The sequence below is a fragment of the Streptomyces sp. Q6 genome, assembly GCF_036967205.1.
Taxonomy (GTDB): Bacteria; Actinomycetota; Actinomycetes; order Streptomycetales; family Streptomycetaceae; genus Streptomyces; species Streptomyces citrinus.
The window spans coordinates 4474566-4488611 of record NZ_CP146022.1; the positions used below are offsets into that span (position 1 = coordinate 4474566).

The window sequence follows — 14046 nt, forward strand, 5'->3', positions numbered from 1 at the left end:
GGCGGTCCTTCACGGTGACGTGCGGCTCGCCGCGAGAGCGCGGGCCACCGTCACCACGTACGGGGACACCATCAGGACCGGCGCCCGCACCCCCGCGTGCCGCCCGCAGTAGACCCACCACTGCCGCACCGGCAGCTCGCGCTGCGACACCCTGCGGCGCAGCGCCTCGCGCACCCCGATGCCGGGCTCCCGCGAGCCGCGCAGCAGCGGGTCGGGCGGGCAGTCGCCGACGTGCCGCGGCGCGACGTACGCGGCGATGCCCGCGTGGCGGGCCCGCAGCCCGTGGTCGTGGTCGCCCATGCCGTGCCGGAACACCTTGTCGATGTCGCCGACCCGCTCGCGCACCGCCCACGGCAGCAGCACCACGCGGCCGTCGTACGTGTCGCAGGGCTCGGGCCGCCCGGTCGGCTCGACGAGGACGAGGGCGCGGCCGCGCAGCCGGCGCCCGGAGTGCGTGGTGACGCCGTCGTGCCGGACGGCGCCCACGACGACGGCCGTGTCCTCGAAGCCGCGGGACGCGCGCAGGAGGTGGGCCAGCGCGTCGGGCGCGAGCCGCACGTCGTGGCCGAGCCACAGCTGGTGCGTCGGCTCGTGGATGCCGGCGGCCCGGCTGTTGCGGCTCGCGAGGCGCATGCCGTGGCCCCAGAACACGTCGGGTCCGACGACGGTCACCTGCGCGCCGGGGTGGGCGCGGCGCACCGCGTCCGGGGTGCCGTCCGTCGAGCCCGCGTCGACCAGATGGACGCGGACGGACGTGCCGCGCGGCAGTCCGCGCTGCGCCGCGAGGGCGTCGAGGGCGGCGAGCGTGGTCGCGCACCGGTTGTGGCTGGTCATCAGGACGGCGATGCGGGGCGGTCTCGGCGGCTCCACGGGAGGCTCCTTCCTCGTAAAAGAGCTGGTCAGAGCCTTTTGATCATCAAACTGCACATAAGCGCAGGATAAAAGTTGAGTGCAGGTGACTCAGGTCTGTTGACGGGGAGGGGGGTGGTGTTGCAGTCTTGAGTCAGTTCCACTCAAGTATTAGCTGGAGGATTTGAAATGGCACGTGCGGTCGGCATCGACCTGGGCACGACTAACTCCGTCGTCAGCGTTCTGGAAGGCGGCGAGCCCACCGTCATCACCAACGCCGAGGGCGCCAGGACCACGCCGTCCGTCGTCGCCTTCGCGAAGAACGGCGAGGTGCTGGTCGGCGAGGTCGCCAAGCGCCAGGCGGTCACGAACGTGGACCGTACGGTCCGCTCGGTCAAGCGCCACATGGGCACTGACTGGAAGATCAACCTGGACGGCAAGGACTTCAACCCGCAGCAGATGAGCGCCTTCATCCTGCAGAAGCTGAAGCGCGACGCCGAGTCCTACCTGGGCGAGAAGGTCACGGACGCGGTCATCACCGTCCCGGCGTACTTCAACGACTCGGAGCGTCAGGCGACGAAGGAGGCCGGCGAGATCGCGGGCCTGAACGTCCTGCGCATCGTCAACGAGCCGACGGCCGCCGCTCTCGCGTACGGCCTCGACAAGGACGACCAGACGATCCTCGTCTTCGACCTCGGTGGCGGCACCTTCGACGTCTCGCTGCTGGAGATCGGCGACGGCGTCGTCGAGGTGAAGGCCACCAACGGTGACAACCACCTCGGTGGTGACGACTGGGACCAGCGCGTCGTCGACTACCTGGTCAAGCAGTTCAACAACGGCCACGGCGTGGACCTGTCCAAGGACAAGATGGCGCTCCAGCGCCTGCGCGAGGCCGCCGAGAAGGCGAAGATCGAGCTCTCGTCCTCGACCGAGACCACGATCAACCTGCCCTACATCACGGCCTCCGCCGAGGGCCCGCTGCACCTGGACGAGAAGCTCACGCGCGCCCAGTTCCAGCAGCTCACGTCCGACCTGCTGGAGCGCTGCAAGACGCCGTTCCACAACGTCATCAAGGACGCGGGCATCCAGCTCTCCGAGATCGACCACGTCGTTCTCGTCGGTGGCTCGACCCGTATGCCGGCCGTGGCCGAGCTCGTCAAGGAGCTCACCGGCGGCAACGAGGCCAACAAGGGCGTGAACCCGGACGAGGTCGTCGCCATCGGCGCCGCGCTCCAGGCCGGTGTCCTCAAGGGCGAGGTCAAGGACGTCCTGCTCCTCGACGTCACCCCGCTGTCGCTTGGTATCGAGACCAAGGGCGGCATCATGACGAAGCTCATCGAGCGCAACACCACGATCCCGACGAAGCGCTCCGAGATCTTCACGACGGCCGAGGACAACCAGCCGTCCGTGCAGATCCAGGTCTACCAGGGCGAGCGCGAGATCGCGGCGTACAACAAGAAGCTCGGTATGTTCGAGCTGACCGGTCTGCCGCCGGCCCCGCGCGGTGTCCCGCAGATCGAGGTCGCCTTCGACATCGACGCCAACGGCATCATGCACGTGACCGCGAAGGACCTCGGCACGGGCAAGGAGCAGAAGATGACCGTCACCGGTGGCTCCTCGCTGCCGAAGGACGAGGTCAACCGGATGCGCGAAGAGGCCGAGAAGTACGCGGAGGAGGACCACGCCCGCCGCGAGGCCGCCGAGTCCCGCAACCAGGGCGAGCAGCTCGTCTACCAGACGGAGAAGTTCCTCGCCGACAACGCGGACAAGGTCCCCGGCGATGTGAAGACCGAGGTCGAGGAAGCCGTCTCCGAGCTGAAGGAGAAGCTCAAGGGCGAGGACTCGGCCGAGATCCGCACCGCCACGGAGAAGGTCGCCGCCGTCTCGCAGAAGCTGGGCCAGGCCATGTACGCCGACGCCCAGGGCGCGCAGGCCGCCGGTGACGCCCCGCAGGGCGACGCCCCCGGCGCCGAGAAGGCCGCCGACGACGACGTGGTCGACGCCGAGATCGTCGACGAGGACCGTAAGGACGGTGCCGCGTGACGGAGGAGACCCCGGGCTTCAGCGAGAGCGAAGAGCCTGACGTCCCCTCCGGCACCCCGGCGGACGCCGCTGACGCCGCCGCCGAGCCGAAGTCCGCTCCCTCGCCCGACAAGGGCGAGGGGGCGGCCCCGGCCGGGGACTCAGCCTCAAGCCCACAGGATGTGGCCCTGACGGCACAGCTGGACCAGGTGCGCACCGCCCTCGGCGAGCGCACCGCGGACCTCCAGCGCCTTCAGGCCGAGTACCAGAACTACCGTCGCCGGGTGGAGCGGGACCGCGTCACGGTCAAGGAGATCGCCGTCGCGAGCCTCCTGACCGAGCTGCTTCCCACCCTCGACGACATCGGCCGCGCCCGTGAGCACGGCGAACTCGTCGGCGGATTCAAGTCCGTCGCGGAGTCGCTGGAGACGGTCGCAGCCAAGATGGGTCTTCAGCAGTTCGGCAAGGAGGGCGAGCCCTTCGACCCGACCGTGCACGAGGCCCTGATGCACAGCTACGCGCCGGACGTCACCGAGACGACCTGCGTGGCGATCCTTCAGCCGGGCTACCGGATCGGCGAGCGCACCATCCGCCCCGCGCGGGTGGCCGTGGCCGAGCCGCAGCCGGGCGCGCAGGGCAAGGCCGAGAGTGCTGCCGAGGCTCCGGAGAAGGACGCCGAGAAGGAGAGCGGTGGCCCGGACGAGGGCTGACGGCATACGCGTGACAGAGGCAAGTGAGGAGGGACGTCGAGGCCGATGAGCACCAAGGACTTCATCGAGAAGGACTACTACAAGGTCCTCGGCGTCCCCAAGGACGCCACCGACGCCGAGATCAAGAAGGCGTACCGCAAGCTCGCCCGCGAGAACCACCCCGACGCCAACAAGGGCAACCCCAAGGCGGAGGACCGCTTCAAGGAGATCTCCGAGGCGAACGACGTCCTCGGCGACCCCAAGAAGCGCAAGGAGTACGACGAGGCCCGCGCGCTCTTCGGGAACGGCGGCTACCGCCCCGGTCCCGGCGGCGCGGGCGGCGGCTCGTTCAACTTCGACCTGGGTGACCTCTTCGGCGGGGGAGCCCAGGGGCAGGGCGGCCAGGGCGGGTTCGGCGGAGGCATCGGCGATGTCTTCGGAGGCCTGTTCAACCGGGGCGGCGCGGGCACGGGCACCCGTACCCAGCCGCGCCGCGGCCAGGACATCGAGTCCGAGGTGACGCTGAGCTTCACCGAGGCCGTGGACGGCGCGACGGTGCCGCTGCGGATGTCCTCCCAGGCCCCCTGCAAGGCGTGCTCCGGCACCGGCGACAAGAACGGCACGCCGCGCGTGTGCCCGACCTGCGTCGGAACCGGTCAGGTCTCGCGGGGCGGCGGTGGCGGCTTCTCCCTCACCGACCCGTGCGTCGACTGCAAGGGCCGCGGCCTCATCGCCGAGACCCCCTGCGAGGTCTGCAAGGGCTCGGGCCGCGCGAAGTCCTCGCGCACGATGCAGGTCCGCATCCCCGCGGGCGTCTCCGACAACCAGCGCATCCGCCTCCGCGGCAAGGGCGCGCCGGGCGAGCGGGGCGGTCCGGCGGGCGACCTGTACGTCGTGGTCCACGTCGACGCGCACCCGGTCTTCGGCCGCAAGGGCGACAACCTCACGGTCACCGTCCCGGTGACCTTCCCCGAGGCGACGCTCGGCGGCGAGGTCAAGGTGCCCACGCTCGGCGGTCCCGCCGTCACCCTGAAGCTGCCCCCGGGCACGCCGAACGGGCGGACGATGCGGGCCCGCGGCAAGGGCGCGGTCCGCAAGGACGGCACGCGCGGGGACCTGCTCGTCACCGTCGAGGTGGCGGTGCCCGAGGACCTCACCGACGAGGCCCGTTCGGCCCTGGAGTCGTACGCCAAGGCGACTGAGGACACCGATGTACGGGCAGAACTGTTCCAGGCCGCGAAGGGAGCCTGAGCCACATGGACGGCCGTCGACGGAGCAACCCGTACGAACTGACCGACGAGACCCCGGTGTACGTCATCTCGGTGGCGGCCCAGCTGTCCGGCCTGCACCCGCAGACGCTGCGTCAGTACGACCGTCTGGGTCTGGTCTCCCCCGACCGCACCGCCGGCCGGGGCCGGCGCTACTCGGCCCGCGACATCGAACTGCTGCGCACCGTCCAGCAGTTGTCGCAGGACGAGGGCATCAACCTCGCCGGCATCAAGCGCATCATCGAGCTGGAGAACCAGGTCGCCGCGCTCCAGTCCCGTGTGGCGGAGCTCTCCGCCGCCGTGGAGGGAGCCGCCGCGACCATGCAGCAACGTGAGGCGGCGGTGCACGCTTCGTACCGCCGCGACCTGGTCCCGTACCAGGAGGTGCAGCAGACCAGCGCGCTGGTGGTGTGGCGGCCCAAGCGGCCCCACGACTGAGCCCGTTCGCGCCGAGGGCCGGGTGGCCGACACGATCCGTGTCGGCCACCCGGCCCTCACGCGTGTCAGCCGCTGATCGTGAACGTGGTGCTGTTGTTCCTCAGGTTCGGGTCGAAGGCGCTGATGCGCAGCTCCGGGTCCTCGTTGCGGGTGGCCACGGTGCCGGTCGCGCCGGCCGCGCTCACGCTGTCCACGCGCAGCTTGAAGTCGAAGACCGTACGGGCGTTCTCCCACAGCAGGATCGGCGTGCGGCACACGTAGTGCCGGCCGTCCGCCTCGTCGCACATCTCGGGCTTCTTGGTGACGGTCGTCCCGACGGGCAGGGTGACGTCGATCGTGGCGACGCTCGCGCCGGCGCCGAGGGACGCGACCCAGGCCGGGCCCTTGTTGCGGACGCCGACGCGGGCGGTGACTGTGTCACCGACGGCGACGCCCGACACGCTCTTCCCGATCGCCTTCAGGTCCGCGGTGTTGGCCGCGGTGTACGTCGCGATGCGGTAGTTGTCCGCGAGGTTGAGGTCGTCGGTGCCCGACGCCGCGCGCAGCGACGCGACCGGAGCCGGCACGAAGGCGTCCCCGGTGCCCTGGACGAACGGGCGCCCGGCGAGGGCCTGCTCGTAGGCCTCGTCGGTGTACGGGGTCACCTGGTAGTCGAAGCGCTCGTACAGCGCGGCGGCGGTGGTGCGCACGGCGGTCGCGGGCGACAGGTCGTACGTCTGGCCCGGCGCGACGGCCTGGTCCAGGACGCAGACGGCGGTGGTGCCCGTGGAGTTGGAGACCTGGTCGGCCTCCAGGTACGTGCAGTTGCCGTAGCGGTGCGCCAGGTTCAGGCCGTGCGAGGCGAAGAGGGTGAGGATCGTGCGGTCGGCCGTCCGGTTGCCGGAGTTGGTCAGCCGCACCGGCTGGGCGACGTCGCTGTCGACGGCGACCTTCGTGTTGAAGGGCAGCTCGCTCAGGCCCAGGTCGGGGCCGTTGGCGACCGTGATGCGGGTGTCGGTGGGGTACGCGTCGAGCGGGCCGAAGGCGCTGTCGGCGGTCGCCGAGTAGTGCAGGGACGCGGAGGCGTCGGCGGGGGCGCCCGCCTCGGCGTGGACGCCGAGCGTGGCGGCGGTGATCCACGGGCTGCCGTCGAGCGTCCCGAAGGAGCAGGTCGCCCTCAGCGCACTCGCGGCGTCCTCGGTGCAGTTGGCGGGCCAGGTCACGGCCGCGATACCGGCCAGCTCGCCCGCGTCGACGGTGAGCGTGCCGCCGGAGACCGAGTTGTCGGTGTTGTCGTGGGAGATCTGCACGTCCACGGACTGGGTGGCGGTGTGGCCGTCGGAGTCGGCTCCGGGCAGGACCAGGTCGTAGGGGGCCGATATCCACAGGGCGTCGTTCGCGACCGGGTCGTCGGCGACGGCCGGGCCGCCGCGGCGGCGGTCAGCAGGGCGGCGGCCGCGAGGGCGGTGAGGGTCGCCGCGGCGCGGGTGCGGCGCGGGGGGACGGCGATGGTTCTGCGCATGGGGTTCAGCGGCTCCTCGGACAGGAAGGGAGGTCTGCTCGGACGCCACGGTGACCGCTGGGACACGGGCGGGGTTGCCCTCCGTGCGGCGATCTTGACCTGAGAGTTACCTGTGGGTGCGCTGTGGCGCGGGGGCCCGCGCGCATGGCGCAGGATGGACGCATGACCGAGATCCGCACCCCCCGACTCCTGCTGCGCCGCTGGCACCCCGACGACGACCTGGGCCCGCTGGCCGAGATCCAGTCCGACCCGGTGGTGATGAGCCACATCGGCGACGGCGAGCCGCGCTCCCTCGACGAGAGTGCCGAGGACATCGAGCGCTGGGAGGAGGAGTGGGACGACGAGGGGTTCGGCCTCTTCGCCGTCGAACTGCTCGGCTCCGGCGAACTGGTGGGCGCCATCGGCCTCTACGTCCCCGACGCTCCGGCGCAGGTCGCGGGCCACATCGGTATCCAGTGGCGGCTCGGCCGCGTCTTCTGGGGCCAGGGCTACGCCTCCGAGGCCGCCCAGGCCACGCTGGAGTTCGCCCTCCAGGACCGGGGCATCGACCGGGTCGTGGCCGTCACGGCCCACGGCGACACGTCGTCGGCGAAGGTCCTCGACAAGCTGGGCATGGAGCTCACCGGCGAGGCCGACGGCGCACGGCTGTACGCCATCGACCTCACCGAGTACCAGGGGTAGGGCCCGGCCGCGCGGCTCAGCGCGTGGCCGACTCCCACACCGCCACGGCCAGCGCCGCGCACGAGGTGATCGCCGCCAGGGAGGGCAGCGGCCAGCGGGCCCGCTCCAGGGAGTCCAGGCGCGCCTCGTGCTCGTCGAGGGTCTTGTCGGTCTGGTCGGCGCGTTGCAGGAGCAGGGCGAGGTTGCCCTGCGTGGTGGCGAAGCCGACGTCGACGGAGCGCCGCAGTCGCTCCAACTCCAGCGCCACACCGGCCTGTTCGATATCGGTCATGAACCGTCCCCCTTGCGCAGCCAGCGCGGCAGCAGCCGGTCCACCTCCGGCAGCGCCATCACCCGCGTGACGGCCGCCGCCACGGCGACGACCCCGCGAGCGCGGGCACGTCCGCGGCGCCGCCGTCGGCGAGCAGGGGCAGCAGCGCGAGGACGGTCTGGACCGCGGTGCGCAGGGTTCTGCGTGCGGCTTCGCTCATCGTCATCACCTCCTCAGGAGCGCGGTACGCGCAGCCGGTCCCAGCTGGCGCGTCCCGGGATTCCGTCGGCCGCCGCGCCCACGTACCCGAGCCGGCGCTGCCAGGCCGCGTACGAGAGCACGTCCGCCTCGCCCCACACCGGTCCCGGCCCGACGCGGTAGCGGCCGCAGCCCTCCGCGACCAGGCGCCGCCCCACGGCGGTGCACAGCTCGCTGCGGCGGCCCGGCACGAAGAAGTCCGCGCCGGGGAAGGGCGCGTACCCGACCGGTGCCGGGACCGGCCGCACCCCGAGCCGGGCCTCGACACGGGTGCGCATCCCGGCCATCGAGAACGACGGGTCGATCTTGCGTCGGGTCCACTCCTTGTGCCCGATCACGCTCGCCGCCGACCAGCCGTGGGCGCGGCACAGGGCGGCGGACACCCTTTCCACGGCGGCGAGTTGGACGGCCGGGTAGGGGTCCTTGCCCGTGCCCAGGTTCTCGATCTCGAAGCCGTAGAAATGGGTGTTGCCGTCGACGGCGTCGGGGCCCGGCGCCGCGGGCACCGGCCGTTCGGCGCGTACGGCGTCGTACGCGGCCGACGATCCGGCGCCCGCGTGGTTGGTGCGGCCGCAGCCGACGAGGTGGACCGTGCCGTCCTTGGCGATCAGGCCGACGCACAGCGGTCCCGGCAGGGTGGCGGTGCCGTCGCGGCACAGGGTGAGACTGTCGCGGCCCGCGGTGTGGTGCAGCATCACGCCGTGGACCGGGCCCCAGGGGCCCTTGTGGTTGCGGTTGCGCGTCTGCCAGCGGGGGTGCTCGAAGACGCGTACGCCCTCGTCGCGCAGGGCGCGGGCGAGGGCGTACGCGGTCAGGGGTGTGGCCATGGGCGGTTCCCTAGGTGCTCGGGGCGGGGGTCACACGGGGGTGACCGTGACGAAGCGGTTGGCGAAGGTGGCGGTGCTGGTGGTGGCCGCGGACTTGTAGGCGAGCGTCGCGGTGTACGCGGTGTTCGCGGTCAGGCCCGTGACCTGGAACTGGGTCGTCGCCGAGCAGGCGCTCGTGCCGGTGACGATCGCGGCGCGGGTGTCGGCGGCGGCGAGGACGACCGTCGTGCCGTTCTTGACGTTGGCGGAGACGTACACGGCGGTCGCGGCGGAACTGCCGCCGCGGGCGCCGACCGTGAGCAGGACCGCGCCGGACGGCGGCGCCGTGAAGGTCACCGTCGTGGCCGTGGAGCCGGTCAGCGCCTCCACGTAGGCCGTGGACGTCGTGGTGCCCGAGCCGGTGTTGGCGCCGTGCACCGGGCCCGGGGCGAGGACCGCCCACTTCGTGCCGTTGTAGTACGTGTACTGCTTCGGCGTGGTGAGGAAGGCGAGCATCCCGGCGACCGGGGCGGGGACCTTGGCGTCGAGGGAGGCCTGGTCGGCGAAGCGCAGGACGGTGCGGCCGTCCACCGCCTCGGCCAGGGACTGGAGGTGCAGGGGGATGTTCGCGGCGTCGGCGGGCTGCGGGTAGGGCAGGCCGCCGAGCGGGGTGAGCAGGGACATGCGGGGTCCTCCGGTTCTGGGGTGACTGACCTGACGGGGCGGCGCCGATCCGGGCGGGGGCTGTCCGGGCGGTGCGGGTGCGGGCAGGGGACATCCGGCCGTGACGGTCAGTTGGCAGGACTGTCCAGGGGCTGTCCGGGCCGTGACGATCAGCCGGCAGGGCTGTCCGGGCCGTGACGATCCGGGCGGTACTGATCCGGGCCGACACGGTCAGTTGGCAGGGCTATCCGGGCAGGGACGGCGGCAGGGTGTCGGCGGACGAGCCTCCGTCGCCGGCCGTGCCGGCGGCGCTGTCGACCGGGACGGGCAGCGCGACGTTCCCGTCGTCCGGCGCCGGCTCCTCGGCCGGTACCGGCGGGATCTCGGGGAGCGGTTCCGTCATGACGTGCCTCCCGTCGAGGCCAGCAGGGCGCGGTAGGTGAACCCGGCGGTGGTCAGCGCGTCGAGCGTCGGGTACCCGGCGGTGATCTCCGCGTACGTGCGCTGTGTGCCGTACTCCGGGTCGACCGGCGGGTCGGGGACGAGGCCGGGGTCGAGCGGGACGCCGTTGTACGCCGTGCCGCGCAGGGTCAGCGTCTGCTGCGGTGCGGCGCCGGCCTGGCAGGTGGTGCGGATGCCGACCACCCAGGCGAGGGTGTCGAGCGCGGCGCCGGTGACGTCCACCACCCGTACGACGTCGCCGAGTTGGATGCGCGGATCGTGCAGCACCTCCACCTCGCCGAGCACCGGGACGGGGAAGCGTCCGGCGTCGAGCATGGCGTGCGAGAGGGTGTCGGCGGACTGCCGGGACTGCACCCAGGCGGAGGCGGCGGCCTCGTAGACCTGCTTGCCGTAGTACGCCTGGCTCGTCGTGTTGTACCAGGCGAAGGTGCGCTGGCGGGACTGTCCCGAGCGGACCTGCGGGATGATCTGCACCGACGGCTTGCCGTCCTTGGTCACGGTCCACACGGTGGCGGTGCCGTGGTTGATGAACCGCACCACGTAGTCCGGGCCGTCCCGCAGCGAGCTGACCGTGACGCTGCCCTTGACCGAGGTGCCGCCGGTGGCGGCGCTGCCGAAGCGCACCTTGTGGCCGGTGATCGGCGCGGCGTCGTCGTCGATCTGGAGCGGGCCGATGTCGTTCTCGTCCTCGGCGATGGCGTACCGGACCTCCACCACGGTGCCGGGGTCGATCCTGCGGACCACGGTGTCGGTGACGGTCTCGCCGTTGACGCTCTTGATGCCGGTCCAGTCGGCGTAGGGCTGCTGGCAGTAGTTGCGGCAGGCGTCGATCTCCTCGGAGACGGTGAGCGCGGAGACCGAGCGGCGGGTGGTGACCGTCAGATCGGGTCGCGGCGGGACCGTGCGGAACCGGGCGGGCCCGTGCCACCGGAAGACGCCCTGCTCGTCGAACTCGGCGGTCGACATGGTGGCGCGCGCGATCTCGGTGAGGGCGTCCCACTGCGACCCCGACACCTGAGGGACGTCGTACAGCGGGATGTCGGCCTCGTCGAGGACCGCTCCCTTGCGCCAACGGCCTTTCATATCCCACTCGTTGGCGTTGTACGAGTCGAGGTCGGTCCACGAGCGGTCGGTGACCTGCACGCACTCGACGGCCATGTCGGTGATCAGGTCGACGCGGTGCAGCTCGGACGGCGGCTGCCCGGCGGAGGCGTCCACATAGGTGCCGGGGCCGCCCGCCAGGTACTCGCCGTCCGGTGCCGTCAGGCGCGGCTTCACCGTCGCCATGACCGGCGAGCCGCCCGCCCTGGTGTCCACGGCGAAGCCGAGGTGCCAGGCGCCGCGCAGCGAGGCGAGCTTGCTGAAGGTCCAGATGAACAGCCAGCCCGAACCGTCGACCGTGCCCGAGCCGACCTTGACCTGCCCGGTGGAGATGTCGAAGACCGCGTTGTAGTAGCCGTACTTGCCGGCGCTGCGGTCGAAGACCAGCTTCAGCTCCACGATGCTGTCCTTGGCCAGCGCCGTGTTGACGTACGCCTCGGCCTGGAACACCTTCCCCGATACGGCGAACCGCGAGCGCGGCATCCACGAGACACCGAGCCGCGCGGCGGCCGGCATCAGCGCCATCTCGTACGGGGCGCCGTCCCTGATCCAGGAGTACGCGGACGGGTCGGGCAGTGTCTCGGGCTGGCCGTAGGTGGCGTTGAACCCGCCGTGCAGCGATGCGTACAGCGCGGTGAACGGCTGGTCGAGGCTCGCCGCGACCGCGGGGGCGCGCGGCGGCGGGCAGGTGTGGATGCCGCCCTGGCGCAGCAGCTCGTCCACGCACCAGGCGGTCGTCGCGACGGGCTTGCCGTACAGCAACCCCTGGTACGGGCGCGGCAGTTGAGCCGGGCCGCGCAGCCGCTCCGCACCGTCCAGGGCCTGCACGGTGACGGTGTCGCTGCCGGACGCGGCGGTCCGGGAGCGCACGGTGCCGCGGAAGGCGGGCACGGTACGGCCGGACAGGCCCGCCTCGTGCACCGCCGACTGGCCCGGCCGCACCGCGTCGGACGTGGCGCGCGGCGCCCAGGCCGAGTACAGGCGCGGCGCGGGTGTGCCGTCGGCGCCGCCGAGCTCCACCTCCAGCTGTGCGGAGGCGCTGCCGGAGACCGCGCGCATCGCGTCCGGCAGGTCGGTGGCGTAGGCCCGCTCCACCTTCCAGGACTGCACCTGTTCGCCGAGGTCCCTGCCTCCGAAGCGGGTGGCGTGGGCCGGCGCCCGCTCGGGCGCGGCGAGCGCGCCGTCGAGCTCGGTGTCGTCAGAGTTCAGCACCGCGCACCTCCACCAGATCGATGCTGACGTTGCGGTACGGCAGCGGGTTCGCGGGCGCGTCGCTGTACGCGGTCACGCTCATCGCGGGGCAGCCGTCGCCCAGTGCGTACGCGACCGGGGTGTCGCCGATCGTCAGACAGGCGCCGGCCAGCCCGAACAGGCCGGTCGCTCCGGGGCCGCCGACGGGGGTGACGTAGGCGGCGTCGGCCGGTGCGGTGCCGGTCACGGTGGACCCGGCGGCGGAGGACGTGGACAGGTACGACCCGTCGGCGGCCTTCCAGTCCAGCTGCGCGGTGGCGGTCGCCGCGCTCCAGTCCGGCGGCACCAGCCAGGACACGCGCATGCCGGGGGCGACCGGCCAGCCCGGCCAGGTGCCGTGCCGCCAGCCGATCCGGGTGACGTCCTGGAACTGCGCGACGACGGTGTCGCCGACGGCCGGGCTGACGACCATCGTGCCCACGATGGTGAACCAGTGGTCGCCGCCGCTGGGCGAGCTGGACTGCGCGGCGGCCTGGTAGGGGTCGAGCAGGTTCAGTGAGGCCGGGTCGAGCAGGGCGAGCGGCCCGTACGACGGGGACGAACTCCCTTGCAGACCCGGCCCGTTGACCCGGCGGGCGAGCCGGACGAGATGCTGGGCCTCGTCCGGCGGGAGCAGGTCCCAGGAGAACTTGAGCCGGCGGGGGGTGCGCGGCGGGGCGACGGTGGTGACCGCGCCCTCCAGGGACTTGAACTCCGTGACGTTCAGGTCGGCGGTGCGGTCCCAGCTCTTGGCGGCCTGCGGTATCTCGCGCAGCAGGCCGGGCTTTCCGATCCACAGATTTCTGATCATGGGGTGCTCCTCACCTCCGAGCGAGCTGGCGCTGTCCGACCTGGACGGCGCGGGCGATGACCTGGGAGTCCACCGCGACGTGCACGGGCCGTGCGGCCATCGCCTCGACGGCGGCGGCGAGCCGGGCGAGCGTGGCGGCGTTGCCCGGGTGGTGGCCCATCATGCGGCTGAGCTTGGACAGCGGGATGACGGCCTCGTTCTCGCCGCCCTCGCCGATGAGCGCGAGCCGGCCGCCGGAGCGGGCCTGGACGACGCCGCCCTCGGCGAGGGTGGGGATGTTCGGGATCTGCGGCAGATGGATCCCGAACTCCTTGCCACCGACGACCGGGACCCAGCCCGGGATCTTCACGTGGATGGAGTTGAGCCCGCGGATCATCGCGTTGATGCCGCCGATGTAGGCGCGCGGCAGCGCCGTGAACCCGTTGACCAGGCCCTTCATGATGCTCTTGATGGGCCCGGCGTGGGAGCGGATGGCCCCGGAGATCGCGTTCCAGGCCCACTTCACGCCGGCGGCCAGCGCCTTGGACACCTTGTCCATGTTGATGAACTGGCTGATGATCGGCGCGAGCAGCGAGATGACGAGGCCGAGGGCGTTGGCCTTCATCGCGGTGTTGAGGCCCTTCTGGGCGAGGGTGGCGCCCTTGAGCCCCTTGCCGAGCCCGCCCATGGACTTGCCTCCGCCGGTGGCCGTCTTCCCGGCCTTGCCGACGGACTTCTCGACGGCGTCGGACTGCCGCTTCACGTCGCGCAGGGCCGTGTTCGCCTTGCCGGAGGACGACTTGAGGTGGTCGAGGGAGGACTTGAACTTGTCGGTGGAGGCTCGGGACCGGCCGAGTGCGGTTCCGGCGCTGCCCGCGCCGCTGCCGACCTTGCCGACCGACGAGGAGGCGTTGGCCGCGGAGCCGCGCAGCTGGCGGGCGGCCGAAGAGGCCTGGGCCGCCGCGCTGCGGAAGCGGGCGAGGTGTCCGGCCGCGGTGGTCGAACTGCGAGCGAGTGTCATGGCAACTCCCGTTCTCG

15 protein-coding genes are annotated in these 14046 nt (G+C 72.1%); 5 read left to right on the plus strand and 10 right to left on the minus strand.

Annotated elements, in window-relative coordinates; all coding sequences use genetic code 11:
* Window positions 1–9: 9 nt before the first annotated feature.
* Entirely contained in the window at window positions 10–834 is an 825-nt protein-coding gene (locus tag V2W30_RS20890) for a glycosyltransferase family 2 protein (protein WP_338703708.1), read from the minus strand.
* A gap of 204 nt (window positions 835–1038) precedes the next feature.
* Between V2W30_RS20890 and dnaK the strand changes: the two genes are divergently transcribed.
* Genes dnaK through V2W30_RS20910 form a run of 4 tightly spaced genes read left to right on the plus strand, consistent with a single transcriptional unit; the run spans window position 1039 to window position 5266 of the window.
* Window positions 1039–2892 carry a molecular chaperone DnaK gene (dnaK, locus tag V2W30_RS20895; RefSeq protein ID WP_338698630.1) on the plus strand — a complete coding sequence of 618 codons (1854 nt, stop codon included), beginning with the start codon at window positions 1039–1041 and terminating at the stop codon, window positions 2890–2892.
* Window positions 2889–3581, plus strand: a complete 693-nt coding sequence (gene grpE / locus V2W30_RS20900; protein ID WP_338698632.1) for a nucleotide exchange factor GrpE — start codon at window positions 2889–2891, stop codon at window positions 3579–3581. The genes dnaK and grpE overlap by 4 nt, the downstream gene beginning before the upstream one ends.
* Before the next feature lie 45 nt (window positions 3582–3626).
* On the plus strand, window positions 3627–4811 hold the full coding sequence (gene dnaJ, locus V2W30_RS20905) for a molecular chaperone DnaJ (protein ID WP_338698634.1): 1185 nt from the start codon (window positions 3627–3629) through the stop codon (window positions 4809–4811).
* A 5-nt stretch (window positions 4812–4816) separates the two neighbouring features.
* Entirely contained in the window at window positions 4817–5266 is a 450-nt protein-coding gene (locus V2W30_RS20910; protein ID WP_338698636.1) for a heat shock protein transcriptional repressor HspR, read from the plus strand.
* Between the two features lie 65 nt (window positions 5267–5331).
* Here the strand turns inward: V2W30_RS20910 and V2W30_RS20915 are convergent, their stop codons facing one another.
* Window positions 5332–6816 (minus strand): hypothetical protein, encoded by a 1485-nt coding sequence (locus tag V2W30_RS20915; protein ID WP_338698638.1) that lies wholly within the window; start codon window positions 6814–6816, stop codon window positions 5332–5334.
* A gap of 113 nt (window positions 6817–6929) precedes the next feature.
* Between V2W30_RS20915 and V2W30_RS20920 the strand changes: the two genes are divergently transcribed.
* Complete coding sequence (locus V2W30_RS20920; RefSeq protein WP_338698640.1) at window positions 6930–7448, plus strand: GNAT family N-acetyltransferase; 519 nt, start codon at window positions 6930–6932, stop codon at window positions 7446–7448.
* A 16-nt stretch (window positions 7449–7464) separates the two neighbouring features.
* On the opposite strand, the gene V2W30_RS20925 is transcribed toward V2W30_RS20920, so the two are convergent.
* From V2W30_RS20925 to V2W30_RS20960, 8 genes are all read right to left on the minus strand, one after another.
* Window positions 7465–7719, minus strand: coding sequence for a hypothetical protein (locus V2W30_RS20925; RefSeq protein ID WP_338698641.1), 255 nt, complete (start codon window positions 7717–7719; stop codon window positions 7465–7467).
* A gap of 58 nt (window positions 7720–7777) precedes the next feature.
* On the minus strand, window positions 7778–7918 hold the full coding sequence (locus tag V2W30_RS20930) for a hypothetical protein (RefSeq protein WP_338698643.1): 141 nt from the start codon (window positions 7916–7918) through the stop codon (window positions 7778–7780).
* 13 nt (window positions 7919–7931) lie between these two features.
* Complete coding sequence (locus tag V2W30_RS20935; protein WP_338698645.1) at window positions 7932–8783, minus strand: peptidoglycan-binding protein; 852 nt, start codon at window positions 8781–8783, stop codon at window positions 7932–7934.
* 30 nt (window positions 8784–8813) lie between these two features.
* The gene (locus V2W30_RS20940) at window positions 8814–9446 is read right to left on the minus strand and encodes a hypothetical protein (RefSeq protein ID WP_338698646.1); all 633 of its coding nucleotides are present in this window, start codon (window positions 9444–9446) and stop codon (window positions 8814–8816) included.
* 223 nt (window positions 9447–9669) lie between these two features.
* Window positions 9670–9828, minus strand: coding sequence for a hypothetical protein (locus V2W30_RS20945; protein ID WP_338698648.1), 159 nt, complete (start codon window positions 9826–9828; stop codon window positions 9670–9672).
* On the minus strand, window positions 9825–12200 hold the full coding sequence (locus tag V2W30_RS20950; protein ID WP_338698650.1) for a hypothetical protein: 2376 nt from the start codon (window positions 12198–12200) through the stop codon (window positions 9825–9827). The genes V2W30_RS20945 and V2W30_RS20950 overlap by 4 nt, the downstream gene beginning before the upstream one ends.
* Window positions 12187–13029 (minus strand): hypothetical protein, encoded by an 843-nt coding sequence (locus V2W30_RS20955; RefSeq protein ID WP_338698652.1) that lies wholly within the window; start codon window positions 13027–13029, stop codon window positions 12187–12189. Before V2W30_RS20955 ends, V2W30_RS20950 begins: the two co-directional genes overlap by 14 nt.
* Before the next feature lie 10 nt (window positions 13030–13039).
* Window positions 13040–14029, minus strand: a complete 990-nt coding sequence (locus tag V2W30_RS20960) for a hypothetical protein (protein ID WP_338698654.1) — start codon at window positions 14027–14029, stop codon at window positions 13040–13042.
* Between the last annotated feature and the right edge of the window lie 17 nt (window positions 14030–14046).

Excerpts from the sequence above, each read along its gene's own strand:
- V2W30_RS20890 (WP_338703708.1), bottom strand. The coding sequence starts at position 834 with ATGACCAGCCACAACCGGTGCGCGACCACGCTCGCCGCCCTCGACGCC.
- dnaK (WP_338698630.1), top strand. The coding sequence starts at position 1,039 with ATGGCACGTGCGGTCGGCATCGACCTGGGCACGACTAACTCCGTCGTC.
- dnaJ (WP_338698634.1), top strand. The coding sequence starts at position 3,627 with ATGAGCACCAAGGACTTCATCGAGAAGGACTACTACAAGGTCCTCGGC.
- V2W30_RS20910 (WP_338698636.1), top strand. The coding sequence starts at position 4,817 with ATGGACGGCCGTCGACGGAGCAACCCGTACGAACTGACCGACGAGACC.
- V2W30_RS20920 (WP_338698640.1), top strand. The coding sequence starts at position 6,930 with ATGACCGAGATCCGCACCCCCCGACTCCTGCTGCGCCGCTGGCACCCC.
- V2W30_RS20925 (WP_338698641.1), bottom strand. The coding sequence starts at position 7,719 with ATGACCGATATCGAACAGGCCGGTGTGGCGCTGGAGTTGGAGCGACTG.
- V2W30_RS20930 (WP_338698643.1), bottom strand. The coding sequence starts at position 7,918 with ATGAGCGAAGCCGCACGCAGAACCCTGCGCACCGCGGTCCAGACCGTC.
- V2W30_RS20935 (WP_338698645.1), bottom strand. The coding sequence starts at position 8,783 with ATGGCCACACCCCTGACCGCGTACGCCCTCGCCCGCGCCCTGCGCGAC.
- V2W30_RS20940 (WP_338698646.1), bottom strand. The coding sequence starts at position 9,446 with ATGTCCCTGCTCACCCCGCTCGGCGGCCTGCCCTACCCGCAGCCCGCC.
- V2W30_RS20945 (WP_338698648.1), bottom strand. The coding sequence starts at position 9,828 with ATGACGGAACCGCTCCCCGAGATCCCGCCGGTACCGGCCGAGGAGCCG.
- V2W30_RS20955 (WP_338698652.1), bottom strand. The coding sequence starts at position 13,029 with ATGATCAGAAATCTGTGGATCGGAAAGCCCGGCCTGCTGCGCGAGATA.
- V2W30_RS20960 (WP_338698654.1), bottom strand. The coding sequence starts at position 14,029 with ATGACACTCGCTCGCAGTTCGACCACCGCGGCCGGACACCTCGCCCGC.